The 23,181-nt window shown below is 65.1% G+C and carries 20 protein-coding genes and 1 pseudogene; 14 read left to right on the forward strand and 7 right to left on the reverse strand.

Annotation, left to right across the window (positions count from 1 at the left end):
• Window positions 1-44: 44 nt before the first annotated feature.
• Both ACVWYP_RS12340 and ACVWYP_RS12345 read left to right on the forward strand, forming a co-directional pair.
• Window positions 45-395, forward strand: a pseudogene (locus ACVWYP_RS12340) (adenylate/guanylate cyclase domain-containing protein); the annotation flags it as partial.
• A gap of 210 nt (window positions 396-605) precedes the next feature.
• Complete coding sequence (locus ACVWYP_RS12345) at window positions 606-1,760, forward strand: tetratricopeptide repeat protein (protein ID WP_456684319.1); 1,155 nt, start codon at window positions 606-608, stop codon at window positions 1,758-1,760.
• Window positions 1,761-1,825: 65 nt separating this feature from the next.
• Here ACVWYP_RS12345 and ACVWYP_RS12350 read toward each other — a convergent pair whose 3' ends face one another.
• From ACVWYP_RS12350 to ACVWYP_RS12360, 3 genes are read right to left on the reverse strand one after another with little or no spacing between them, the layout of a single operon-like run.
• A complete protein-coding gene (locus ACVWYP_RS12350) occupies window positions 1,826-2,749 on the reverse strand; it encodes an FAD binding domain-containing protein (protein ID WP_304498823.1) in 924 nt (307 codons plus the stop codon).
• Entirely contained in the window at window positions 2,746-5,427 is a 2,682-nt protein-coding gene (locus ACVWYP_RS12355; protein WP_304498824.1) for a molybdopterin-dependent oxidoreductase, read from the reverse strand. Before ACVWYP_RS12355 ends, ACVWYP_RS12350 begins: the two co-directional genes overlap by 4 nt.
• The gene (locus ACVWYP_RS12360; protein WP_304498825.1) at window positions 5,424-6,098 is read right to left on the reverse strand and encodes a TetR/AcrR family transcriptional regulator; all 675 of its coding nucleotides are present in this window, start codon (window positions 6,096-6,098) and stop codon (window positions 5,424-5,426) included. Before ACVWYP_RS12360 ends, ACVWYP_RS12355 begins: the two co-directional genes overlap by 4 nt.
• Before the next feature lie 193 nt (window positions 6,099-6,291).
• On the opposite strand from ACVWYP_RS12360, the gene ACVWYP_RS12365 reads away from it, so the two are divergent.
• Entirely contained in the window at window positions 6,292-6,525 is a 234-nt protein-coding gene (locus ACVWYP_RS12365; protein WP_304498826.1) for a DUF6894 family protein, read from the forward strand.
• A gap of 9 nt (window positions 6,526-6,534) precedes the next feature.
• The gene (locus tag ACVWYP_RS12370; protein ID WP_304498827.1) at window positions 6,535-6,714 is read left to right on the forward strand and encodes a hypothetical protein; all 180 of its coding nucleotides are present in this window, start codon (window positions 6,535-6,537) and stop codon (window positions 6,712-6,714) included.
• Window positions 6,715-6,726: 12 nt separating this feature from the next.
• Here the strand turns inward: ACVWYP_RS12370 and ACVWYP_RS12375 are convergent, their stop codons facing one another.
• Complete coding sequence (locus ACVWYP_RS12375) at window positions 6,727-7,659, reverse strand: helix-turn-helix domain-containing protein (protein WP_304498828.1); 933 nt, start codon at window positions 7,657-7,659, stop codon at window positions 6,727-6,729.
• A gap of 368 nt (window positions 7,660-8,027) precedes the next feature.
• Between ACVWYP_RS12375 and ACVWYP_RS12380 the strand changes: the two genes are divergently transcribed.
• From ACVWYP_RS12380 to ACVWYP_RS12405, 6 genes are all read left to right on the forward strand, one after another.
• A complete protein-coding gene (locus tag ACVWYP_RS12380) occupies window positions 8,028-8,978 on the forward strand; it encodes a helix-turn-helix transcriptional regulator (RefSeq protein WP_304500224.1) in 951 nt (316 codons plus the stop codon).
• 132 nt (window positions 8,979-9,110) lie between these two features.
• On the forward strand, window positions 9,111-9,443 hold the full coding sequence (locus ACVWYP_RS12385) for a hypothetical protein (RefSeq protein ID WP_304498829.1): 333 nt from the start codon (window positions 9,111-9,113) through the stop codon (window positions 9,441-9,443).
• A 104-nt stretch (window positions 9,444-9,547) separates the two neighbouring features.
• Window positions 9,548-10,753 carry an NAD(P)/FAD-dependent oxidoreductase gene (locus ACVWYP_RS12390; protein ID WP_304498830.1) on the forward strand — a complete coding sequence of 402 codons (1,206 nt, stop codon included), beginning with the start codon at window positions 9,548-9,550 and terminating at the stop codon, window positions 10,751-10,753.
• A gap of 400 nt (window positions 10,754-11,153) precedes the next feature.
• On the forward strand, window positions 11,154-13,421 hold the full coding sequence (locus ACVWYP_RS12395; RefSeq protein ID WP_304498831.1) for a TonB-dependent siderophore receptor: 2,268 nt from the start codon (window positions 11,154-11,156) through the stop codon (window positions 13,419-13,421).
• Window positions 13,422-13,552: 131 nt separating this feature from the next.
• Window positions 13,553-14,695, forward strand: coding sequence for a PepSY-associated TM helix domain-containing protein (locus ACVWYP_RS12400; protein WP_453946233.1), 1,143 nt, complete (start codon window positions 13,553-13,555; stop codon window positions 14,693-14,695).
• Between the two features lie 25 nt (window positions 14,696-14,720).
• Window positions 14,721-14,885, forward strand: a complete 165-nt coding sequence (locus tag ACVWYP_RS12405; protein WP_439711161.1) for a hypothetical protein — start codon at window positions 14,721-14,723, stop codon at window positions 14,883-14,885.
• A gap of 197 nt (window positions 14,886-15,082) precedes the next feature.
• Here the strand turns inward: ACVWYP_RS12405 and ACVWYP_RS12410 are convergent, their stop codons facing one another.
• Complete coding sequence (locus tag ACVWYP_RS12410; protein WP_304498833.1) at window positions 15,083-16,822, reverse strand: adenylate/guanylate cyclase domain-containing protein; 1,740 nt, start codon at window positions 16,820-16,822, stop codon at window positions 15,083-15,085.
• A 128-nt stretch (window positions 16,823-16,950) separates the two neighbouring features.
• Entirely contained in the window at window positions 16,951-17,748 is a 798-nt protein-coding gene (locus tag ACVWYP_RS12415) for an N-formylglutamate amidohydrolase (RefSeq protein ID WP_304498834.1), read from the reverse strand.
• Between the two features lie 104 nt (window positions 17,749-17,852).
• Here ACVWYP_RS12415 and ACVWYP_RS12420 point away from each other — a divergent pair, with 104 nt between their 5' ends.
• From ACVWYP_RS12420 to ACVWYP_RS12430, 3 genes are all read left to right on the forward strand, one after another.
• Entirely contained in the window at window positions 17,853-18,752 is a 900-nt protein-coding gene (locus ACVWYP_RS12420) for a transglutaminase family protein (protein ID WP_304498835.1), read from the forward strand.
• Window positions 18,753-18,754: 2 nt separating this feature from the next.
• Window positions 18,755-19,567: a transglutaminase-like domain-containing protein gene (locus ACVWYP_RS12425; RefSeq protein ID WP_304498836.1), complete on the forward strand. Its 813-nt coding sequence runs from the start codon at window positions 18,755-18,757 to the stop codon at window positions 19,565-19,567.
• Window positions 19,568-19,675: 108 nt separating this feature from the next.
• The gene (locus ACVWYP_RS12430) at window positions 19,676-20,074 is read left to right on the forward strand and encodes a gamma-glutamylcyclotransferase family protein (RefSeq protein ID WP_304500225.1); all 399 of its coding nucleotides are present in this window, start codon (window positions 19,676-19,678) and stop codon (window positions 20,072-20,074) included.
• A 5-nt stretch (window positions 20,075-20,079) separates the two neighbouring features.
• Here ACVWYP_RS12430 and ACVWYP_RS12435 read toward each other — a convergent pair whose 3' ends face one another.
• Window positions 20,080-20,634 (reverse strand): chlorite dismutase family protein, encoded by a 555-nt coding sequence (locus tag ACVWYP_RS12435; protein ID WP_304498837.1) that lies wholly within the window; start codon window positions 20,632-20,634, stop codon window positions 20,080-20,082.
• Window positions 20,635-20,844: 210 nt separating this feature from the next.
• Between ACVWYP_RS12435 and dnaG the strand changes: the two genes are divergently transcribed.
• Complete coding sequence (dnaG, locus tag ACVWYP_RS12440) at window positions 20,845-22,878, forward strand: DNA primase (protein ID WP_453946164.1); 2,034 nt, start codon at window positions 20,845-20,847, stop codon at window positions 22,876-22,878.
• Window positions 22,879-23,181: the final 303 nt, after the last annotated feature.

Here is a 23,181-nt window from a genome sequence, read left to right on the forward strand (position 1 = left end):
TGGCAGCGGTTCTGGCGGCGGATGTCGCCGGCTACAGCCGGCTGATGGGAATCGACGAGGAAGGCACCCTGGCCAGGCTGAAATCGGTCAGGAGATTGTTGCTGGATCCGACGCTGGCTGCGCATCGCGGCCGCGTCGTCAAAACGACCGGCGACGGAATACTCGTTGAATTCGCCAGCGCCGTCGATGCGGTGCGCAGCGCCGTTGAAGTTCAGCGTCGAATGGCCGATCAGAATGCTGCCGTACCAACGGAACAGCGTCTCGAATTCCGAATCGGAATCCACGTCGGCGACATCATTTTTGATGACAACGATATCTTTGGCGACGGCGTCAACATCGCAGCGCGCCTGGAGGGGATTGCCGAACCGGGTGGCGTTTGCATTTCCGACGACGCGCAACGGCAAGTTCGCGGCAAGGTCGATGCGACCTTCGAGGACTTGGGGCCGCAGCTTCTGAAGAATATTGCGGAGCCAATTCGTGCTTGGAGGCTTCGCGTTGGCGACGCCTGCGCAGCGGCCACGGTCGCGAAAGCCGCTTTCACCGCTCCGGCCTCCCCGCCCGCGCTTGCCGAGAAGGCCTCCATCGCGGTGCTGCCGTTCCAGAATATGAGCGGCGATCCGGAGCAGGAATACTTTGCCGACGGCGTCGTCGAGGACATCATCACGGCGCTATCGCGCTTCAGATCGTTGTTCGTGATCGCGCGCAATTCAAGCTTCACCTACAAGGGAAAGCCCGTCGACATCAAGCAGGTCGGGCGCGAACTCGGTGTGCGATACGTGCTCGAAGGTTCGGTGCGTAAGTCGAGCGGCCGCGTTCGGATCACCGCGCAACTGATCGAGGCCGGCAGCGGTGCGCATCTCTGGGCAGACAGGTTCGACGGTGAGCTGAAGGACGTGTTCGACCTGCAGGACCAGGTCACCGCAAATGTTGTCAGCGTTATAGCGCCAAAAATCCAGCAGAGCGAGATCGAACGAACCCGAACCAAGCCGACTGACCGTCTCGACAGCTACGATCTCTTTCTGAGGGGCATTGCGGCCTATGCAGACCGCTCCAAGTGGGGCGACGCCGAACTGGGCGAGTGGTTCAACAAGGCCTGCGCGCTTGATCCCAGCTATGCGGCCGCTCAGATCATGCTGGCCTATTCGTCACTGCTGAAGCAGACCACGCGCGGCACACCCCCCGGCGCGGAGGAGTTGGCAGAGGCGCTGCGGATCGCCGAACTCGCCTGCGCGCTGGCCAGCGACGATCCGTTCGTGCTGACGCGTGCGGCTCACATGTTTGCTTATCTCGGCCACGACTACGATCGCGCTGAGACGATGATCGAAGAGGCGATCTCGCTCAATTCGAACGATGCTGCGGCGTGGGGATATCGCGGCTGGATTTCGCTCATGTGCGTCCAGCCGGCACGCGCGATCGAGAGTTTTGAGCGTAGGCTGCAGCTCAGCCCGATCGATCCCGGGCGGGCGTCGATGTGGAACGGAATCAGCTTCGCGCATTTCATGCTCGGTCAGTATGAGCAGGGCCGCGCGGCGGCCGCCAAGGCGCTGGTGATCGGCGAAGACGCACACACGCTCAGCGCGTTGATCATGAACGAAGTCGGCTCGGGGCGCCTCGACGAGGCGCGTGTCATCGCCGGCCGCCTGCTCAAACTGCGGCCCGATTTCCGCGCTTCCTACGCGCGGCAGAATTTTCCGACCAGGACCGCCGAATGGGGCGACCGCATGGTGGCCGTGCTGTGTGAGGCCGGCATTCCGGCGTAGGAATTCCTGGATCTATTGCATTCCAGACGCGACGTTGCCTCGGGGCCGCGAATGGGCACTTGATCCTACGCCACGATCCGCTCGACGACGTCGCGCACCAGGCCCGTCAGCAGCTCGAGCTTGTATCCGGTCATCGGCAGCGGCCTGGCTCCCGAGGTCGCCAGTTCGGCGGCCTGCGCGATGGTCGCCGCGTTAATCTGCTTGCCCTGCAGCGCCGCCGCGGACGCGGTAAGCCGCAGCGGGACCGGAGCGATGCCGCCAGCGGTGATGTGGACCTGCTGGAACGCGCCGCCGGATATCACCGCCCGCACGCAGATCTCGACCAGCGGCCATTCCGCATGCGTCCGGCTGATGGCGCGCTTGTACAGCGCGCGCTCGCCGGCCAGCGGGACGGGAAGCTCGATCCGCTCGATCCGTTCACCCGGTGCAAGCAGATTGTCGGCCGCGCCGTTGCTGCCGTCGCCGAGCAGGTCGGAGATCGACAATTGGCTGCGCCGGTCGGTGGTGACCTTCGCATCATAGGCGAGCAGCGCCATCGCCATCGTCGACGGATGCGGCGCGACGCATGGGCCGAGATCGAATGCGACGTGATAGAGGTGATTGCCGGATCGCGCCGGACAGTCGGCGCCGCCCTTCTTGAGACAGGCGATCTGCGGATTGCGGAAATACCAGCAGCGCGAGCGCTGGGCGAGGTTGCCGCCGAGCGTTGCCAGGTGCCGGATCTGCGGCGTGGCGAGGCCCTGCGCGGCGGCGGCGATGCCGGGGTAAGCCTCGGCGAGCCGCGGATCGGATGCGATCGCAGCGATCGTGGTCAGGGCACCGATGCGGGCCGAGCCGTCCGCATTCCACGTAACACCGAGCGTGTCGGGACTGGCGGCGAGATCGATGATCGCGCCGCACGACAGGCCGCTGCGGCGACGTTCCGACAGGTCGGTGCCGGCGGCGCGGAATTCGGACGCGGATATGACGTCTGCAGTTGCGACACTCATGCGGCATCTCTCCCTTTCAGCGCGGCGACGATGCGATCGGGCCGGATCGGAATCTCGGTGAGGCGGACGCCGATCGCGTTGTGGATCGCGTTGGCGACAGCGGCCGAGGTCGGCACCGTCGCCGCCTCGCCGATGCCGACGCTGTTGCCGAGCACATGGTCGAAGCCGGCTTCGTCGAAATGGACGTCGATCTCCGGCGTGTCGGCGATCCCAGGGATGCGATAATCCTCCATTCCCGCGGTCAGGACGTCGCCGGTCTTCGGATCAAGCTCGCGCGCCTCGTAGAGCGCGTAACCGAGGCCCTGGATCACCGCGCCGCAGGCCTGGCTGCGCGCCAGCGCGGGGGAAGCGATCCTGCCGACCGCGATGCCGGTCTGCACGTTGAGCACGCGGACATGGCCGAGCCAGGTGTCGACCTCGACCTCGATCACCTGCACAGAGCTCGGCACGCCGGCGCCGACCGCGATGTTCGAGAAGCGGCGCATCATCCAGCCGAACACCATGCCCATCAGGCCGACTTCGCGCAGCGGCGAGCGGATGCCGGGCGCGGTGTTCTTGCCGTCCTCGCCGCGCGTCTCCACCACCGCGATGTCGGGCGAGCGCGCGATCAGCTCGCGCCAGGGCGCGTTCGAGCCGGGCGCCGGCTTTCGCGTGGCCTGTTCGAGCATCGCGGCCTTCAGCTTCCGCACCGCCAGCAATGTCGGCGGCATCACCGAGGCGGTGACGCGGCTGCCGCCGGAGCCGGGGCCTTCGGGCAGCGAGGAATCGCCGATCCGCACCTCGATCTCGCCGGGTTCGAGATCGAACTCGCGCGCGATCGCGTCAGCAAGCACGCTGCGGGTGCCGGTGCCGATGTCCTGCGTCGCCGTGCTGGCAACGATGCGGCCGCCCTTGACCGCGACCTCGACCTTCACCTTGGGCTGCCAGAGATAGAGCCAGTAGCCCGTCGCGACCCCGATGCCGCGGCGGTAGCGCCCGTTCTGCGCCGGTTTGCGGTTGCGCCAGATCTCGAGCCCGGATGCCCAATCGTAGAGCCGCTGCCGGTTGGGATCGGGATCCCACTTCTTGCGCAAGGCGATCGGATCGACGTTGAGCCGCAGCGCGGCCTCGTCGATCGATTGCTCCACGGCGAATGCCATCGGCGGACCGCCGGGGCCGCGGAAGGCGGCGCCGGGCGGCAGATTGCTGATGACGTCGAAATCCGAAAGATCCTTCGCCTCGGCCGGGTAGATCAGCCGCGCCAGGCCCGCGATGGTCGAGTTGGTCGCGGCCCCGGTATCGGCGTGCGCGGTGACCGAGAGCGCCTTCAGGCCGCCCTGGTCGGAAGGCAGCAGCGCGACCTTCAACTCCGCAGCCGGCCGATAGCCGGCGACCGAGAGTTCTTCCTGGCGATCATAGGCGACCCGCACCGGCGCTTTCGCCGCGCGGGCGAGCTCGATCGCGGCGATCGCCTCGGTGCCGAGGCTCGCCTTCGACCCGAAGCCGCCGCCGACGTGGTCGGCGATCACGCGGACCTTGTCGTGATCGAGCTTGTAGCGCTTGGCGATCTGCTCCTTCAGGTGAAACACCTGCTGGGTCGAGGCGTGCAGGGTCAGCCGGTCGCCGTCGAAGCGCGCCACCGCGGCGTGGGGCTCGAGACAGGCATGCTGCTGCGTCGCGGTGCGGAAGGTCGCTTCGACGAGCAGCTTGTTGTTGGCCTGGCGCGCCTCGTCCACCCAGTTGCGGGCCTTCTTGGCGCGGGTCGAGAACACCGCGGTCGGACCGCGGATATTCTGCTTCCAGGGCGCCGGCCCGCCGGCCGCTTCCGAGACGTTGCCGGCCCGCTTGCGGCTCGCCTTGTCGAACACCACGGGCGCGTCGTCCTTGCGTCCGGCGTCGAGGCCGACCACGGCGGGCAGGCGTTCGCTGATCAACCTGATCGCGGCCAGCGCGGCCAGCGCGCTCTTGCGGTCCTTTGCGGCGACCGCGGCAATCGGCTCGCCGACATAGCGCACGATCCGGTCGTCGCCGAGCAGCGACACCGCGGTAACGCCGGGGAGCGCGCGCGCCGGCGCGAGATCGAGCGTGGTGATGCGCGCATGCGCCTCGCGCGAGCGCAGGATCAGGCCTTCGAGCTGGCCGTCATGATGGATGTCGACGGTGTATTTCGCCGCGCCCGTCACCTTGTCGCGCGCCTCGATGCGGGGCGCCGTCACATGATCGCCGTCGAAGCGGCCGGCACAGGCATCCGCCACCGCACGGAAAATCCCGTCATAGGCGCCGCAGCGGCAGAGATGGCCGGACAGCGCCGCGCCGATCTCCTCGCGCGACGGCACCGCCGTTCCCCTGGTCGCGCGCCAGTAGTCGCAGAACGCGGTCGCTTCCACGATGAAGCCGGGCGTGCAGAAGCCGCATTGCAGGGCGTCATGCGCCATGAACGCCTTCTGCACCGGATGCAGCCCGGACGCGCCGATGGCTTCCACCGTCGTCACCGATTTGCCGGCGGCAGCGTACGCCGGCATCAGGCAGCTTGCGACCGGCGCGCCGTCGACCAGCACGGTGCAGGCGCCGCAGACGCCGGCGCCGCACACGAGCTTTGTGCCGGTGAGCTTGAGCTGGTCGCGCACGATGTCGATCAAGAGCGCATCGCGATCATCGGGCAGGGATTCGACGCGGCCATTGACGGTCGTCGTGCTCATGGATGTCCTCCGCTTGTCCTGCGTGTCGGCCTTTTGGGGATTGCCGCCTTCTTGACGGGCGGCTTCTGCGATTTCGGATTGGATTTCGGTAGCGCGCCGGCGCAGAGCGTCCGCACCATGATCGCCATGTCCTTCAAAAACGCGTCCGACGGCTGCATCGCCGGATACTGCGACTTCGCTGCGTACATCGCCATCTCGACCAGCCGCGCGAATTCGGCCGGCGTCAGGTCCTGCGGCAGCGCGAGCTGCTGCTTGCGCACGACCCGCGAGATCGTCGCGACCATGCGCTCCGCATAGCGCGCGGCGTAGGTCTGGTAGAGGTCGCGCGCGTGCACGAGGTGCTCGGAATACAATTCCTCGAGATGTGGCGAGCCGTCCAGCGACCCGATCATGGTCGACATCCGCGCGGTCATGCCCGCTGCGAGGATGTCGCCGAGATCGCCGCCCGCGGTCTCTGCCGCGGCAACGGCGGTCTCCTCGGCTGCGATCGCGCTCTCATGCACGCGCTCGATCACCGCGCGGAACAGCGCTTCCTTGGATTCGAAGTGGTGATAGAGCGCCTGCCGCGTCAGGCCGGCGGCCTCGGCGACCTGCTCGATCGAGGAGCGGCGAAAGCCGTGCCGGCGGAACACCAGCATGGTGGCATCGAGGATGCGGGTTTTCGGTCCCATTTGACGATTTTGACAAATATAGAAGAACTGTCAAATCGCGATTTGGTGAGGAGGCGATGCTGGAGCTTGATCACCATTCCGCGAGGCCGCCGCGCGGCCCGCGCCGGTGTGAACCGCCTTGCGAATGGTCGCGTCGAAGAAACGTGGAGCTCCAAAGATGACCTTCTCGTCCGGAGCTTGCGAGGATACGCACATGACCCAGGTCTTTTTCCATTGCTCGACCACGCACGGGGTGCTGATGGATCGCCGCGGCACCTCGGTGACCAGCCTCTCGGAGGCCTGCGAGGCGGCGACGCGCATGATGCGATCGCTGGTCGCAACGGTCAGCCTGGAAGACTGGCGCGACTGGGTCGTGCATGTCAGCGACGAGACCGGCGAGGAGATCGTGATCCTGTCCTTCGCATCCGTGCTCGGCAAGCCGCACTGAGAGGGCGCCATGCTGTCACCGCACGCATCATTGCTCCCTCTGCGCGACAGCTGGAACGCGATCACGACAGGCTTGCAGAATCTGATCGCGCGAATTCGCGATCCCTACCGGCCCGAGCTGCACTACATGCGCGGACCGGGCCCCAAATGGCATGCCAAGCATGCCGTGCGAGCCGCGGCGCCCGGTTGAACGCGGCCCTGTTCAGCTCTCGCTTTTCGCAGGGCGATGCATCTCGCGCCGCCACGCCGCCGGGCTGACGCCGACCACGGCGGAAAACACCCGCGTGAAGTGGCTTTGATTGGCAAAGCCGGCCAAAATCGCGATCTCGCACAGCGACAGGTCGCGCGCCGCCATCAGCTGCTTGGCCACCTTCAGGCGCCGCTGAAGCAGCCATTGGTGCGGCGGCAGGCCGGTGGAGATGCGGAAGGCGCGCGAAAAATGGCCGACCGAAAGATCGAGCTCGGCCGCGATCTGCTTCAGCGAAATCTTCCCGCTGAGGTCGGACTCGAGCTTTTCGCAGGCGCGGTTGATCTGCCAGGCGGCGAGGCCGCCGCGGCTCGGTCCGGTCGGGTGTTGTATTCCGCCATAGGTGCGGGTGACGTGTGCGGTCAGCGCCAGCATCATGTGATCGATGAACAGCTGGTTGGTCTCGTCCGGCCGGCGCAGTCCCTCGCGCAGCAGCGCCCCGACATGGCGAATGACGCCGTCGTCGTGACCGGCGCCGATTTCGCAGGCCAGTTCGCCGATGCGCGGCGAGCCAGTCTGTTCGGCGAAATCAGTGAGCGCCGAGCGCGGCAGATAGAAGAACAGCGAGTGGAACGGCTTGTCGATCACGTAGCGCGGGTCGCGTTTGAGATCGTAGAGATAGGTCGCGCCCGCCGGGATATCCCGCTTCATGAGGCACTTGCCGCCCTCCCACAATTCGCAGTCCGGATAATCGTGCAGCTTCAGGCTGACGAGAAAGGCATCCTCGGCGGTGAGCGATCCGGACAGCCCGGGCACCGGGTTGTCGTCCCGGGTTTCGGTGACCGCGAGTTCGGCGCTGCGCAGCGTGCGCGTGATCAGCGCCGGCGGCGTATCCTTCAGGCGTAGGAATTGCCCGAGCCGCTGCCCGTAGGCGCCCGCCTGTGTCATGTGCGTTGAGTCCATCATTGCTGCGCAGCCGGGCAGGGACCTGTCAGTCATCCTGCGAAGCCGTCACTCATTATCCGGGATCGCTGCGGCGCAGTCCAGTTTGCTCACGCAATCATGAACGACCTGCCGGTCGATCGCGGCCAAGCGATTCCAGAACGATTTCAATTGCCTTGGTTCGATCGGCCGTACCCGACGCAGAAATGTCGCAGCGCTGCGCTTGGCGCAGAATTGGGCAAAGCATGGCCGTTTCAGGAAAGACAGCCGAACTGCACGGCGCTTAGGTCCGGCGGGCAGTTCCGCGCCTCATCGGTCCCACAGACCGGCCCGCAAGGAGGGAGCGCATGAGCCTTCAAACGCGAGCACAGGTGATGAGTAAGCCGATCCTGCAAGATCCTCTGCGGGATTTGCCCGCCGCATCCGATGCGCGGCCGGCCGAGGCACCGGCCGGCCCGCGCTGCCCGGCCGGTCAGGAAATGGCCCGTGTGCTCAAGACGCAGCCGCTTCGCATGGCGGCCGACCCCTCGAGCGGCGCGATCGCCTATTGGAAGCATGACGCCCTGCACGATGTGGTCAGGCCGATGGTCGACCATGTCGTCATGAGCTATCCCGCCGGCTCGCAGCGGCTGGAGCGGCGCACCGGCAGGGTGGCTTCGATCGGAACGGCGCGGTCCGGGGTCGTGACGATCATTCCTGCCGGCTCGAGCTCGCGCTGGGATATTCACCAGTCGGTGCATGTCGTTCAGCTCTACCTTCCGCATGCGACGCTGGCGCGCGTCGCCGGCGAGGCCGACACCGCCGCTCCCGGCGATCTGCTGGAGCGCACCGGGCACCCCGATCCGATTACATCGCGGTTGCTGCTGAGCGCCGCTGATGCGCTCGAGGGCAGCGCCGCGCTGGATGCGCTATTCCGCCAGCAACTGACGGATCTCTTGGCCACGCGCCTGCTGTCGGCGCATGCCGGCGTGCCTGCCACGGTTCAGGCGACCGTGGGCGGTCTGGCGCCGACGGCGCTGCGCCGCGCCATTGAGCGGCTGCGCTCGGACAGCGATGCGGACGTCTCGCTCGCGGCGTTGGCGGCGGAGGCCGGCCTGTCGCGCTTTCACTTCTGCCGCGCCTTCAAGGAAAGCACCGGGCTCTCGCCGCATGCCTGGCTGCGCCAGCACCGGCTCGAGCAGGCCATGAACATGCTGCGCGACACCGGCGCTTCCGTGGTCTCGATCGCGGCGGCGCTCGGCTACAGTTCGCAGACCGCGTTCGCGGCCGCGTTCAGGAAGCTGACCGGCGAAACCCCGAGCGATTGGCGGCGGCGCCTGCGGTAGAAGCGTTTTCGAGCGCAGAACCGAAAATGCTCCAGCCGCAATCGCTCTTCAGGTCGGGCAATCGCTCTGGGGCACTCATCCGGCCAATTCGCTAGATCACCGTGGCGCCCATGCCAACAACGGAGACAAGCGATGGCCTGGAAGGATTTCGGTAGCTCCCTTGCAGTCACGCGACGACGCCGGGTCCTCGCGACTGCACTGATGTACGGACTTACGCTCACCGTCCGCTTCACGTCGGCAACAGGTGAGGATGCCGATCCGCCGGCGCAGGCCGTTCAGGGCGCCGATGCCATGACGTCGGTGACGATCAGCGACGCCGCCCAAGCGCTGTACCGCGACTGGCTCCCGGGGGCCGCGCTGCCGATCGGCCTCCAGCATGGACCGCTCTCGGGCGCGAGAGGCTGCCGCGCAGCGTGCATGCCTGCGGCGCGCACGCCGTTCCTGTCGAGCTGCGCCCGGCAATAGGCGCTCGCCCTTTCACCTCTTCGCGTCGCCGATCGCGACAGGCTTCGCCGCACGCGGCGGCAACGCGCGGACATCAGAGACTGTCAACCCAGAGGAGTCATAACATGCGAATTGTCATCATTGGCGCCGGCTTTGCCGGCATGTACGCCGCGCTCTCCGCAGCCCGCCTGCGCGACATCAAGGGCGTCTCGCCCGAGGAGCTCGAGATCGCGCTGGTCGCGCCGGAGCCGACCCTGGTGGTGCGCCCGCGGCTCTACGAGCCGAAGCCGGAGACGCTGACCGCGCCGCTGCTCGACGTCTTCAACGCGATCGACGTCGTCTATGTGCAGGGCAGCGCCGAAGCCGTCGACACCAAGGCCCGCACCGTGCAGATCGTCACCGCCAAGGACGCGCGCAAGACGCTGCCTTATGATCGCCTTGTGGTGGCGACCGGCAGCCGGCTGTTCCGTCCGAACGTGCCCGGCCTCGCCGAACATGGCTTCAGCGTCGACAACCTTGCGGACGCGATCGCGCTCGACCGCCATCTGCATGGCCTCGCCAAACAGCCGGCATCAGGGGCCCGCGACACCGTGGTCGTTGCCGGCGGCGGCTTCACCGGCATCGAAGCGGCGACCGAGATGCCGGCGCGGCTCCGGGACATTCTCGGCAGCGACGCCAAACCGCGCGTCATCATCGTCGATCGCAACGCGGCGATCGCGCCCGACATGGGTGAGGGCCCGCGCCCGATCATCAAGGACGCGATGCGCAAGCTCGGCGTCGAAGGCCGCTTCGGTGCCGGCGTCGCCGAGGTCAGCAAGTCCGGCGTCACGCTCTCCAGCGGCGAGCATATCGAGGCTGCGACCGTGGTCTGGGCGGCGGGCATTCGCGCCGCGCCGCTGACCACGCAGATCCCGGCGGAACGCGACAATTTCGGCCGGCTGCTGGTTGATCGCGATCTGCGCGTGCCGTTGGTCGCGGGCGTGTTCGCCACCGGTGATGCGGCGCGCGCCGCATGCGACGATGTCGGCAATTACGCGCTGATGTCGTGCCAGCATGCGACGCGGATGGGCGCGTTCGCCGGCAACAACGCCGCGGCCGAGTTGCTTGGCGTCCCGACCAAGCCGTATCACCAGAAGGCCTATGTCACCTGCCTCGACCTCGGCGAGGCCGGTGCGCTGTTCACCCGCGGCTGGGAGCGCAAGGTCGAGATGGTCGGCGACGTGGCCAAGAAGACCAAGCGGGAGATCAACACCGTCTGGATCTATCCGCCGCGCGCCGAGCGTGCCGCGGCGCTCGCATCCGCCGATCCGGAGCACGTCACCGAAGTCTGAGGCTCGGCTCGACGGGAGCACGGCAACGGCGACCTCGCTCGATGGTGGCCGGACCGCACTGCAACTGCGATCGCGCGCGCTGCGCGATCGGTCTCATCATCGCTTCCGCGCACGGCGTCGTTCGATCGCTGTGCGCGGAACTGACTCGAAGTATCGCGGAGCGAAACGCAGTTTAGAATCGTCCTTAGAAGCGCTCGAAAAATCTGAGGCGCATTGACGCAGTTTCGCTGCGTTCACGTTGCGAGCTCGCAACACCATCGGCGATAAGCCCGACACTGGACGTGTTCTAATCACCGATCGGCTGCGTACGTCTTTCATCGTGTTAGTGACGGCGAAGATGAAGGCGATGTGAGTTGACGGGGGGCGGATGTTTCGTCGCACTGCGTTGGCGGCCAGGTACATGGCCGGCAGCGGTTTGTTCGTGCTGAGTGTGGTGATGCCGCGTGAAAGCGTTGCGCAATCGGCGCTGCCGCCGGTGACGGTCGAAGCGCCGAAACATCAGCAGCAGGCGCGGCGAACGCAGCCGGCGCGACGCGCGGCGCGTGCTGCGCGCACGACGCCGCGATCGATCGCGAACCGGGCGCCCGCGCAAGCGCAGAACGTTCCAGCACCGGGGTCGGGTGGCGGCGGAGAGCGCGGCAACGGGCCGGTCACCGGCTATCTCGCCAGCCAGAGCGTCACCGCAACCAAGACCGACACCCCGGTGCTCACGACGCCGCAGTCGATCTCGATCGTCACCCAGGATCAGATCCAGGCACAGGGTGCGCAGAACATCACCGAAGCGCTGCGCTACACGCCCGGCGTGACGATCGAAAGTTTTGGCGCCAACGCGTTCTTCGACGAGTTCAAGCTGCGGGGCTTCACCGCGCCGCGTTATCTCGACGGGCTGCGGCTGCCGACCGACACCACGACCTTCGCGGTCCCGCGCATCGAGACCTACGGTCTCGAGCGCATCGAGGTCCTGAAGGGGCCGTCATCCGGCCTGTATGGACAATCCGATCCGGGCGGCCTGTTGAACCTGGTCAGCAAGCGGCCCACCGAGACGCCGCACTACGAGATCGAGGGGGCGTTCGGCTCATTCGATCGCTTCCAGGGCGCCTTCGATATCGGCGGTCCCGCCGACAAGGACGGCCGGTTCCTTTACCGCATCGTCGGCCTTGGCCGCGACAGCAACAGCCAGACCGACTTCGTTCAGGACAACAAGCTGTTCATCGCGCCGAGCTTCACCTGGCGCCCGACCTACGACATCAGCTTCACCGTGCTCTCGCAGTACCAGAAGGTCGACAACAAGGGTTACCAGCAATACGTCCCGGGACAGGTGTCCTTCCTGCCAAACCCCAACGGACATATTCCCTACAGTCGTTACCTCGGCGAGCCCGGGCTGGACGGCTATCATCTCGAGCAGTTCGCGGTCGGCTACGCGTTCGAGCATCGCTTCGACAACATCTTCCAGTTCCGGCAAAACCTCCGCTACACCCAGGTCAGCAACGACCTCGCATCGGTGCGGACCGAGGGTATGGTGACGGATCGTCTGGTCGCGCGCACTTACAACTACGTCAAGGCCAATGCCGCCAATGTCGCGCTCGACAATCAGCTGCAGGCGGATTTCGCGACCGGGCCGCTGGTCCACAAGGTGCTGGCCGGCGTCGACTACTTCGATCTGTGGGCGAACACGGATTATCGCACGACGCCGATCGCGCCGATCGATGCCTATAGTCCGGTCTACGGCACGGCCGTTCCGTCAGCCAGCTCGCTGGCGCCGTTCATTCTGCGCGACGACAGGCAGTCGCAGCTCGGCGCCTATCTGCAGGATCAGATCAAGCTCGATCGCTGGACGTTGACCATGAGCGGGCGCCAGGACTGGGTCAGCTCCGGCTTCACCAGCATGGCGTTCTATCCGCCCGCCGGCCACTATTCGCGCGATGACTCGGCGCAAACCGGGCGCATCGGCCTGAGCTACCTGTTCGATATCGGCCTGGCGCCCTATGTCAGCTACGCGACCTCGTTCACGCCGAACCTCGGCGCCGACAGCGCCGGCCGGTCGTTCAGGCCGACGACAGGCGAGGGCGCGGAGGTCGGTGTCAAGTTCAAGCCGAACGGCTCGAACTTCATGGTGACGGCGGCGGCGTTCGATATCCGTCAGCAGGACGTGCTGACCGCCGATCCCATCAATCCGCTCTTCAACGTGCAGACCGATGCCGTGCGCGTCCGCGGCCTCGAGCTCGAGCTGAAGGGCAACCTGACGCGCGAGTTCGAGATCACGGCGGGATACACCCACCTCGATCCGCGGGTGACGACGAGCATCGCCGGCTATGCCGGCAAGTACATGATGAACACGGCGCAGGACCAGGGCGCGGTCTGGGGCAAGTATACCTGGTATGACGGCGCGCTCGCGGGCCTTGGGCTCGGCCTCGGCGTGCGCTATGTCGGCGAGACCTACGGCGACAACTTCAATACCTTTGTCATTCCCTCCTATGCCTTGCTCGATGCGTCGGTCAGCTACGACTTCGCCTATCTGCGGCCGGACCTGAAGGGATGGAAGGCACAGGTCAACGTGACCAATCTGACCGACCACTTCTACGTTGCATCCTGCCTGACCGGGCTTCCCTATTGCGGCCTCGGCAATGGCCGCACGGTGCTGGGCACGATGAAGTACACCTGGAACTAAAGCATGATCCCGAAAAGTGCGAGGCGGTTTTCCGAACAGATCATGCTTCAACAAGAGGCTAAAGCTCGATGACGATCCAACCGGATCTCATCGCGCTTTAGGTAACGACATTGACTGCGACGACCAGATCCCTGCGGCGATGGGGCGCTGTCCATAAATGGACCAGCCTCATCTGCACGTTGTTCATGCTGCTGCTCTGCATCACCGGCCTGCCGCTGATCTTCCACGAGCAGATCGATGATCTCCTGCACAGTCAGGTCAAGCCGGCCGACGTGCCGCCAGGCACGCCGCCGGCCAATCTGGACCGCCTGCTCGGCAACGCGCTGGGGCAGGCGCCGGGAAAGGTGCCTCACTTCCTGATCTGGGATCGCGATGATCCGAGCGCGATGTTCGTCAGCGTCGGCCCGACCATCGATGCCGATCCGACCAACAATTTGCTGATCCGGATGGATACGCACACCGGCGCCTATCTCGATGCGCCCGATGTGACCGGCCGCTTCACCTACATCATGCTGAAGCTGCACACCGACATGTTCGCGGGCCTGCCCGGCAAGCTGTTCCTCGGATTGATGGGGATCCTGTTCTGCGTCGCGATCATCTCCGGCATCGTCGTCTATGCGCCGTCGATGCGGAAGCTGCGCTTCGGCGCCTACCGCGCGCAGCGGACCCGCGTCGTGCGCTGGCTCGACGTCCATAATCTCGCGGGCATCCTGCTCGTCGCCTGGACGCTGGTCGTCGGCTTCACCGGGGTCATCAACACTTGGGCCGATCTCGTGCTCAAGATGTGGCAGTTCGGTCAGCTCGCCGAGATGACCGCGCAGTACAAGGATCGGCCGGTGCCGTCGAAGCTGACCTCGCTGAATGCGGCGGTCGAAGTGGCCACCCATGCGGTGCCCGGCATGACACCGAGCTTCGTCGCGTTCCCGGGAACCCTGTTCAGCAGCAAGAGCCACTACGCCGTATTCCTGCATGGCGATACGCCGCTGACCTCGCGGCTGCTGAAGCCGGCGCTGATCGACGCGGAAACCGGCAAGCTGACCGATACAAGGGATATGCCCTGGTATGTGACGACCCTGTTCGTCTCGCAGCCGCTGCATTTCGGCGACTATGGCGGCATGCCGCTCAAGATCGTCTGGGCGCTGCTCGACATCTTGACCATCTTCATTCTCGTGACCGGCGTGTATCTGTGGATGCGCCGCCGCAAGGCCGGTGTGAGCCAGGAGCGCGCGATCGCCAACGCCGCCTCCATCGACAAACCCGCATTATCGTCGTGACGTCAGCATGGTCTCGCATCGTTCATTGACCCAGATCTTTGGCGCTCCGCTCGTCATCGCGATCGTGAGCACGGTCGGATTGATCAGCGCGCTGGTCGGCGACGGCTGGTGGGATGCAGTCTCATGGGCCGGGCTCGGCCTGCCGGTGCTGCTCTATCTGGTGTTCATCTGGCGGCGCCAGCCGAATTGATTGGGTTCGCTTGATCGCGTTCGCGAACGGGCCGGGCAATCAGCAAAGCCGATCCAATCGGAATATGCCGATCCCTGCGGTGTCTCATCCGCGGAGATGCGCAAGAAGCCGAACCGGCAATCGAACAAGCAGTCGCGGCCGCGCAGGTACCTGGCGTGCGGCATCGCGCTCTCGACGGCATTGTAAGATGACAGGTTTCACTCCGGGAGCCCCGCCAAGCGTAGCGGGTTGACCAATGCGTCCAGGTCGCCTTGTCGGCGATACGGCAGCAGCCTGGCCCAGCGGGCCAGGCTGAAGTTGGGGTGGCCGGCCAGCAAGTCGGTTGAGATCAAGCGCGCGTCATCTTGCCGGCCGAGATTCCAGAGCGCCGCTATGAGCGTCGACTGCGCGGTCAGCCAGAGCGGCCGCTGCCTCAGCACGCGGGAGGCTATATCGTGCGCCGCCGCGAAATCTCCGAGATGAAATCTTGCGCGCGCTTCGTCCACCATGGATTCGTTGCGCTCAATCGGACTGAGCCGTTGGGCGTGTTCCTCGTAGAGGACGGCTTTTCGGAAGTTGCCGGCATAGCCGTGGTACATGCCCGCCATGTGATGGGCGTCGGAACTGCTGGGAGCGAGGCTGATCGCCGTTTCTCCTGCCGCCACAGCCTCATCATGACGACGTTGATAGGTACGAACATAGCCGATCACCAGGTATGCTTCCCCGAAGCTCGGGTCGGCGACGAGAGCCCGATCAGCGCAGCCCAGAGCGGCTTGATACGCTTCATTTTCATCCTTGATCCAACCGAAGCGCGCCTGGTCTGTCAGGGTAAGACCCAACAAATAGAGCGCCGGCATAAACGAGGCATTGATCTCCAGCGCTTGTTCAAAAAGCTTCCGGGCCTGTGCATGGGTTTGCCTTGCGAAATTAACGTACAGGGCGCGTCCCTTTAAAACATACTCATAAGCCAGCGGACTGCCCGAGCGTTTTCTCCACACCCTTGCGCGTTCGCCGACGGTCAACTGGACTTCAAGCGCTTCGACGATCTCTTGCGTAATTCGGTCCTGGAGATCGAACACGTCGTCCAGGCCTCCGTCAAAGCGATCCGCCCAGAGATGGCCGCCGTCTCGACCATCAATCAACTGCGCCGTCAACCTGATGCGATTGCCGATCTTTCGAACGCTCCCTTCCAGCAGATAGCGAGCACCGAGGATCTGCCCGATTTCGCGAATGTCCCGGTTCTGTCCCTTGAACGCGAAGCTCGAGTTGCGAGCTATCACCATCAATTCCTGAATCTTTGACAGGGTCGTAAGGACGTCTTCCGCGATCCCGTCCGCGAAATACTCCTGCTCGCTGTCGCCGCTCATGTTCTGAAACGGCAGCACCGCGATGGAGGGCTTTCCCGAAAACGGGCGCATGTGATGCGATTCGGCGGGAGTTGGATGGCGCTCAGGCGAAGTTCTGGCGCCAATCTTCATTCGCCAGGCGCGGATCGGTTCAGTGATGTTTTTCAGATTCTGTTGGCCCATGTCTTCGAAGGCTGCATCGACCTTGCTCCGGATCTGCCGGTAGGCGTCGTCAGACAGGCATATGCCGCCCGGGTCCGCGATGTTTTCCAGTCGCGCGGCGATGTTGACGCCGTCGCCGAAGATGTCGTCGTTGTCGATGATGATGTCGCCGACGTGAATGCCGATGCGAAATTCGATCCGCTGCTGCTGCGGCGCGGATGCGTTGAGCTCCGCCATCCTGCTCTGAACCTCTACAGAGCTGCGCACTGCATCGACGGCGCTGCCGAACTCGACAAGCATGCCGTCGCCGGTTGTTTTGACGATGCGGCCTCGATGAGCGGCGATCGTTGGATCGATGAGATTCTTTCTGGCCGCCTTAAGCCGCGCGAGCGTGCCTTCCTCGTCCGTTCCCATCAGGCGACTGTAGCCGGCGACATCTGCCGCCAGCACTGCTGCCAGTCGCCTTTCCACTCGCTCGGGCGCCACGGACTACCCTAACTTGGAAGTTCAACCCAGCCAATTAAAGCACGTCGAGCTGCCTTCGGGCTAGAGGCCACACCCTGGCTGATCGTTAGTCGCTAGATCAGCGCTTCCGTGCGCAGCGTCGCCTCGATCTCGCCGAGGATGCGCGCCATCCGTTCGGCCCATGCCGTCTCGCCGGCCTGGTCGGAGATCAGGTCCTGGCGGATCTCGATGCCCGAGTTCATCAGGCCGCGCGTCTCCCCATGCACGGGGATCGTGTAGTCGGTCTCGTCGCTGACCGCATAGGGCTCGTTGTCGCCGACCACGAGATCGCCCTCGGCGCGCAGACGCTTCAGCAGCAGCGGCGGCAGCACCGTGTCGCGGTGATAGAGCGCGCCGATGTGCCAGGGGCGTGCGATGCCGGCGTAGACCGGCGTGAAGCTGTGCAGCGACACCAGCACCGTCGACAGGCCCTGACGCGCACGCGCGTCGATGATCTCGTCGATGCGTTTGTGATAGGGTTCGAAGATCTGCGCACGGCGCATCTCGGCGGCCTCGCGCGACAGGCCTTCATTGCCCGGCACGGTGGTGGCCTCGCTGATCAGCGGGATCGAGCTTGCGACATGCGGCGGCCGGTTGCAGTCGATCACGAGCCGCGAATAGCGCTGCGCGATCAAATGCGCGTCAAGCCGCTCCGAGAGCCGGGTTGCGACGCCGGCGATGCCGATGTCCCAGGCGATGTGCCGCACCAGCTCATCTTCGGGCAGGCCGAGGTCACCGAGCGGAGAGGGAATCAGCCTGCCGTAGTGGTCGCAGGTGAACAGGAACGGTGAGCGGCCGCCGGCATTGTGTTCAAGAACCGGTGAAGCGTCGGTGCTCGCGAGCAGGAACGATGGACCACCTCCGTAATTCAAGGGCTTTTTTCCTCAACTTTGCCTATTCAGGCGGCATGCTGGTCTGGAATCGGGCAGCTTTCTCTATAGATTATGCGGCCCGAAATCACGATGATTGTTTGAAGATGCCGCTGCTGACCATTCATCACAAGACCGTTTATCGCTACGCGCGCCCGGTGGCGTTCGGCGAACACCGCATCATGCTGCGCCCCCGTGACGGCCATGATCTGCGTGTGCTCGACAGCGCACTTGTGATCGATCCACAGCCGATGTCGCTGCGTTGGATCCACGACGTGTTCGGCAACAGCATGGCGATCGCAGCCTTCGACGAGCGCGCAGACACGCTGTCCTTTGTCTCGACCGCGACGGTGGAGCACAATCCGGCCGATACGTTTGCGCTGACGCCGGACGATCCCGCCTATTTCTATCCGTTCCTCTACGACGATGAGGAATTCCCCGATCTGCAGCAGTTCATCACGCCGCAATATGGCGACCCGAACGGCGAGCTGTCGGCCTGGGCGCGGCGCTTCCTCGATGTCGAGGCGCCGACGCCGACTTTCAAGATACTGAGCGGCATGACGCATGGCATCCGCGAGGCGTTCAGCTATCGCAAGCGCCATGAGCAGGGCACCCAGCATCCGCTCGAGACGCTGCGCACGCAGTCCGGCACCTGCCGCGACTATGCGCTGTTCATGATCGAGGCGCTGCGCCGGCTCGGCATCGCCGCGCGCTTCGTCTCCGGCTATCTCGCCATGCCGCCCGGCAGCGCGCACGGCTATGTCGGCGGCGGCTCGACCCATGCCTGGGTGCAGGTCTATCTGCCGAGCGCGGGCTGGATCGAGTTCGATCCGACCAACGGCATCGTCGGCACGCGCGATCTGATCCGCGTCGCGGTGGCGCGCGATCCGCGCCAGGCGATCCCGCTGCACGGCGTCTATCTCGGCGCGGCGGATGCCTTTCTCGGCATGGATGTCGACATCAAGGTGGTCTCGGTCGGCGAGAATGCGGAGCAGGAGACGGCCTGACGATGCAGATCAAGGTCGGCTTCGAGATCACCTACACGGCGGCGCAACCGACCCCGATGGTGATCATGCTGTCGATCCATCCGTCGCGCTACGCCGACATCGTCGGCACCGAGCATCTTTCGACCGAACCGGACGTGCCGATCGGCCTCTATCGCGACGGCTTTGGCAATGTGTGTGGGCGCCTGGTCGCCCCAGGCGGTGACGTCACCTTCCGCGGCAGCGCGGTGGTGCGGGATTCCGGACTGCCTGACATCGTCAATCCGGCTGCGCAGCAGCTGCCGATCGAGCAATTGCCCGACGATATGCTGCTCTATCTGATGCCGAGCCGCTATTGCGAGACCGACAAGCTGACCGACATCGCCTGGTCGCTGTTCGGCAACACACAGCAGGGCTGGGCGCGGGTGCAGGCGATCACCGGTTTCGTGCACAACCACGTGACGTTCGGCTACGAGCACGCCCATCACATGAAGTCGGCGCACGACGTCTATGAAAGCCGCGCCGGCGTCTGCCGCGACTTCGCGCATCTGGCGCTCACCTTCTGCCGCTGCATGGGCATTCCGGCGCGCTACTGCACCGGTTATCTCGGCGACATCGGCGTGCCGACGGACCCCGCGCCGATGGATTTCTCCGGCTGGTTCGAGGTCTATCTGTCGGGCCAGTGGTACACCTTCGATGCCCGCCACAACACGCCGCGGATCGGCCGCATCCTGATGGCGACCGGCCGCGACGCCGCCGACGTCGCCCTCACCACGAGCTTCGGCCGCATGACGCTGACGAAGTTCGTCGTGGTGACCGACGAGGTGGCGGCGGCCTAGCCTCTTCAGCCATTTTCTGTCATTCCGGGGCGATGCGCAGCATCGAACCCGGAATCTCGAGATTCCGGGTCTGGTCCTTCGGACCATCCCGGAATGACAACTGAACCCATGACCTCCGACCTTCTCTTCGTCTACGGCACGCTGATGCGCGGCTTCGACCATCCGATGGCGAAGCTGCTCGCGGGCAATGCCGAATTCCTCGGGCCGGCGCAGTGCCGTGGCCGGCTCTATCTGGTGAAGCATTATCCGGGCCTGGTCGTGTCGGACGATCCGGCCGACATCGTGCATGGCGAACTGTTCCGCTTGCGTGAGCGCGAGGCCATGCTGCGTGAATTCGACATGTACGAGGCCTGCGGCGAAGGCTTTCCGCCGCCGACCGAATATGTCCGCGAGATGCTCGAGGTCACGCTCGCCGACGGCAGCGCGCGTGAGGCGTGGACCTATCTCTACAACTGGCCGGTCGCGGAGCTGCCGCGAATCGCGTCAGGAAAATTCCTGGAGCATTAGCTGCTTCAGTTCTCCCGCATCACGCGGATATCGACCTCGCGCTCGACAAAATTCCATTCCTCGGTCGCGCGCAGCATGCCGACCATTTCGTCGAACAGGGTGACATGGTCGGGCGCGAACTCGAACCAGGTCAGGAAGTCGAAGGGCATGCCGAGGTCGCGCGAATGAAACAGCTGGCGGGCGATTGCGGGGAGGAATTTCAGGGTGCCGGCGATGTGATGCGACTTGTCCTCGAAGATCTGGCGGCGCTCCTCCTGGGTGAGCTCCCACCACGCCGCGGATTTCCTGATCGGGATCAGCGCCGCGTGGGTTGCCTCGCTGCGGCCGAGCCCGGCCTGCACGGCTAAGAGCTTCTCCCGCTCCTCCTTCTCGGTGTAGCGCAGATGGCTGGTGACGCCGGCAAGTCGCCATGCGTTCTGCGACGGCAGCAGCGGCAGCGCGATCGACTCGCTCGCAACGATCGACAGCGCCGCGACCTTCGGCAGCGTCTCGCCCTTCACCCGCGTGATGGAGGTGACCTGCCAGCCGCCGCTCTGCCCGCCTCTGAATGTCGTGAACATGGCTTATCCAATCCCGGAAGCGGGGAGGGGGCAAGCTCGCCACACAGGCTCTCCACCGTGGATTTGGGGGTAGCCCGCTCGACGGAGCCGTGACAGGCCAGACCTGTGAATAGCCCGGAAAAGCCCCACATTGTTCGGCATGGCGGGTCGTGCCGCTATATGGCTAACCGGTTGTCCGCGATTCGCCGCCCGAGCCCAAAATCCTGACTGATGCGTTTCACGCCCGAATTCCTCGAAGAGCTGCGCGCCCGGCTTCCTGTCTCGGAAGTCGTGGGCAGGCGCGTCAAGCTCAAGAAGGCCGGGCGGGAGTGGAAGGGGCTGTCGCCGTTCCAGCAGGAGAAGACGCCGTCCTTCTTCGTCAACGACCAGAAGCAGGCCTGGTTCGACTTCTCGTCCGGGCTGAACGGCAACATCTTCGACTTCCTGATGAAGACCGAGGGCGTGACCTTCCCCGAAGCAGTGGAACGCCTCGCCGCGATGGCGGGAGTTCCGCTGCCGGCCGTAACGCCCGATGCGGCGCGACACGAGCAGCATCGCCGCACCCTGCACGACGTGATGGAACTGGCGACAAAGTTCTTCGCCGACACGCTGGCCTCGCGGGGCGGCGCCAAGGCGCGCGGCTATCTCGCCGACCGCGCCATCTCGCCGGCGACCCAGCTTCAGTTCCGGATGGGCTATGCGCCGCCGGATCGGTTCGCGCTGAAAGAGCATCTCGGCGCGTTAGGGATCTCCACCGAGGACATGGTGGAGGCCGGGCTTCTGGTAGCCGGCGAGGACAAGCCGGTGCCGTTCGATCGCTTCCGCGACCGCGTGATGTTTCCGATCACGGATGCCCGCGGCCGCGTCATCGCGTTCGGCGGGCGTGCGCTGGAGAAGGACGTTCCGGCGAAATACCTGAATTCGCCGGAAACCACGCTGTTTCACAAGGGCGACAATCTCTACAATTTGTTCACCGCGCGGCAGGCCGCGCATGACGGCGCGCAGCTGATCGTCGTCGAGGGCTATGTCGACGTCATCGCCATGGTCACGTCGGGCTTTCCCGGCGCCGTCGCACCGCTCGGCACCGCGCTGACCGAGAACCAGCTCGGCCTGCTCTGGAAGATGGTCGACGAGCCGATCCTCTGCTTCGACGGCGACCGCGCCGGACAGAAGGCGGCGTACCGTGCGGCCGACATCGCCTTGCCACAGCTCAAGCCCGGCAAGAGCCTGCGGATTGCGCTGCTGCCGGAAGGGCAGGACCCCGACGATCTCGCCCGCTCCGGCGGCCGCGGTGCGATCGAGGACGTAATCTCGGCCGCGCGTCCGCTCGCCGACATGATCTGGTCGCGCGAGATCGAGGGCGGCAATTTCGATACGCCCGAGCGCCGCGCCGCGCTGGAGGCGCGGATCGGCGAGCTCACCAATGGCATCCGCGACGAGGTGGTGCGCCGCTATTACCGGCAGGACCTGCAGGAGCGGCTGCAGCGCAATTTTGCGCCCGAGGGCGGACGCGGCGGTTATGGCCGCGGCGGCTACGGACGGGGCAATTTCGGCGGCGGCCGCGGCGGCGAATCACCCCGCCAGTTTGCCCCCCGGGGACCCGCCCAAAACGGCCGACAAGGAGGCCTGCAAGGCGGCTGGTTCGGTGCCAAGGCCGGCGCCACCCCCGGGATTTCACGGGGTCCCTACCAGGCCGCCAGCCCCCAATTGGCCAACAGCCCGATCATGCGCGGCCAGCGCAGCGCGATCTCCCGCCGCGAGGCCCTGATCCTGCAATCCCTGATCAACCACCCCTGGCTGCTGCACGACCATCTCGAGGAGGTGGCGGCGCTGGAGCTCGCCCATCCCGAGGCCCACAAGCTCAGGGCCGCCATCATCGCCGCCTTTGCCCACGACCATCACCACTCCCCTGATGCCGAGGAGCAGGCCGAGAAGATGCGGGCCGACCTGGAAGCGGGCGGATTATCCTCGATTCTTCAAAGGGTTGAGCGGGCGATCACAACCCAGGCGGTGTGGGGTGCGCAGATCGGCGCGGCGCGCGAGGATGTTTTATCAACCTGGCGTCAACTCGTTGCCTTGCATCAGAAAACCCACGCCTTACTTAGGGAAAGAAAAGATGCGGAAGCGGCTTTGGCTGAAGACTCCAGCGAGGCCAATCTGGCATGGTTGCAGGATATCCAGGCCCGGATGGCAGAAGCCGACGGGACCGAAGCCCTGATTGAAGGGTTCGGCGAATTATCGGGCCGGTTCCAGCGTAATGTCTGATAACAAAAATGCTGCGGACGGCGCTGGCCGCACCCGCAAAAAGACTCGCCAAATCCATGGTTTGGCTGCAAAAACAGGGTTAAGCGAAACTTAATAGCTGCCGTAGCATTTTCAGGCGAAGTGGTTCCCGGTTCGCCGTCAGAAAATGCGTCAGATCTAGATCTGTCGCGTCTTCCGATCGTAAAACCGGTGTCCACTTTTACGGAAGACGCGACGGGCTATTGCAGATTGGAAACCGTCGAGACGGATGACAGGGGTGGCGAGATATTGCGCCGCCCTTTGTGCGTCGAGAGAGTAAATCTA

Source organism: Bradyrhizobium sp. USDA 3262 (assembly GCF_054060035.1).

Excerpts from the sequence above, each read along its gene's own strand:
- ACVWYP_RS12370 (WP_304498827.1), top strand. The coding sequence starts at position 6,535 with ATGCTGTCACCGCACGCATCATTGCTCCCTCTGCGCGACAGCTGGAAC.
- ACVWYP_RS12355 (WP_304498824.1), bottom strand. The coding sequence starts at position 5,427 with ATGAGCACGACGACCGTCAATGGCCGCGTCGAATCCCTGCCCGATGAT.
- ACVWYP_RS12385 (WP_304498829.1), top strand. The coding sequence starts at position 9,111 with ATGGCCTGGAAGGATTTCGGTAGCTCCCTTGCAGTCACGCGACGACGC.
- ACVWYP_RS12420 (WP_304498835.1), top strand. The coding sequence starts at position 17,853 with ATGCCGCTGCTGACCATTCATCACAAGACCGTTTATCGCTACGCGCGC.
- ACVWYP_RS12425 (WP_304498836.1), top strand. The coding sequence starts at position 18,755 with ATGCAGATCAAGGTCGGCTTCGAGATCACCTACACGGCGGCGCAACCG.
- ACVWYP_RS12395 (WP_304498831.1), top strand. The coding sequence starts at position 11,154 with ATGGCCGGCAGCGGTTTGTTCGTGCTGAGTGTGGTGATGCCGCGTGAA.
- ACVWYP_RS12375 (WP_304498828.1), bottom strand. The coding sequence starts at position 7,659 with ATGACACAGGCGGGCGCCTACGGGCAGCGGCTCGGGCAATTCCTACGC.
- ACVWYP_RS12430 (WP_304500225.1), top strand. The coding sequence starts at position 19,676 with ATGACCTCCGACCTTCTCTTCGTCTACGGCACGCTGATGCGCGGCTTC.
- ACVWYP_RS12360 (WP_304498825.1), bottom strand. The coding sequence starts at position 6,098 with ATGGGACCGAAAACCCGCATCCTCGATGCCACCATGCTGGTGTTCCGC.
- ACVWYP_RS12390 (WP_304498830.1), top strand. The coding sequence starts at position 9,548 with ATGCGAATTGTCATCATTGGCGCCGGCTTTGCCGGCATGTACGCCGCG.
- dnaG (WP_453946164.1), top strand. The coding sequence starts at position 20,845 with ATGCGTTTCACGCCCGAATTCCTCGAAGAGCTGCGCGCCCGGCTTCCT.
- ACVWYP_RS12345 (WP_456684319.1), top strand. The coding sequence starts at position 606 with ATGAGCGGCGATCCGGAGCAGGAATACTTTGCCGACGGCGTCGTCGAG.
- ACVWYP_RS12350 (WP_304498823.1), bottom strand. The coding sequence starts at position 2,749 with ATGAGTGTCGCAACTGCAGACGTCATATCCGCGTCCGAATTCCGCGCC.
- ACVWYP_RS12380 (WP_304500224.1), top strand. The coding sequence starts at position 8,028 with ATGAGTAAGCCGATCCTGCAAGATCCTCTGCGGGATTTGCCCGCCGCA.
- ACVWYP_RS12435 (WP_304498837.1), bottom strand. The coding sequence starts at position 20,634 with ATGTTCACGACATTCAGAGGCGGGCAGAGCGGCGGCTGGCAGGTCACC.
- ACVWYP_RS12365 (WP_304498826.1), top strand. The coding sequence starts at position 6,292 with ATGACCCAGGTCTTTTTCCATTGCTCGACCACGCACGGGGTGCTGATG.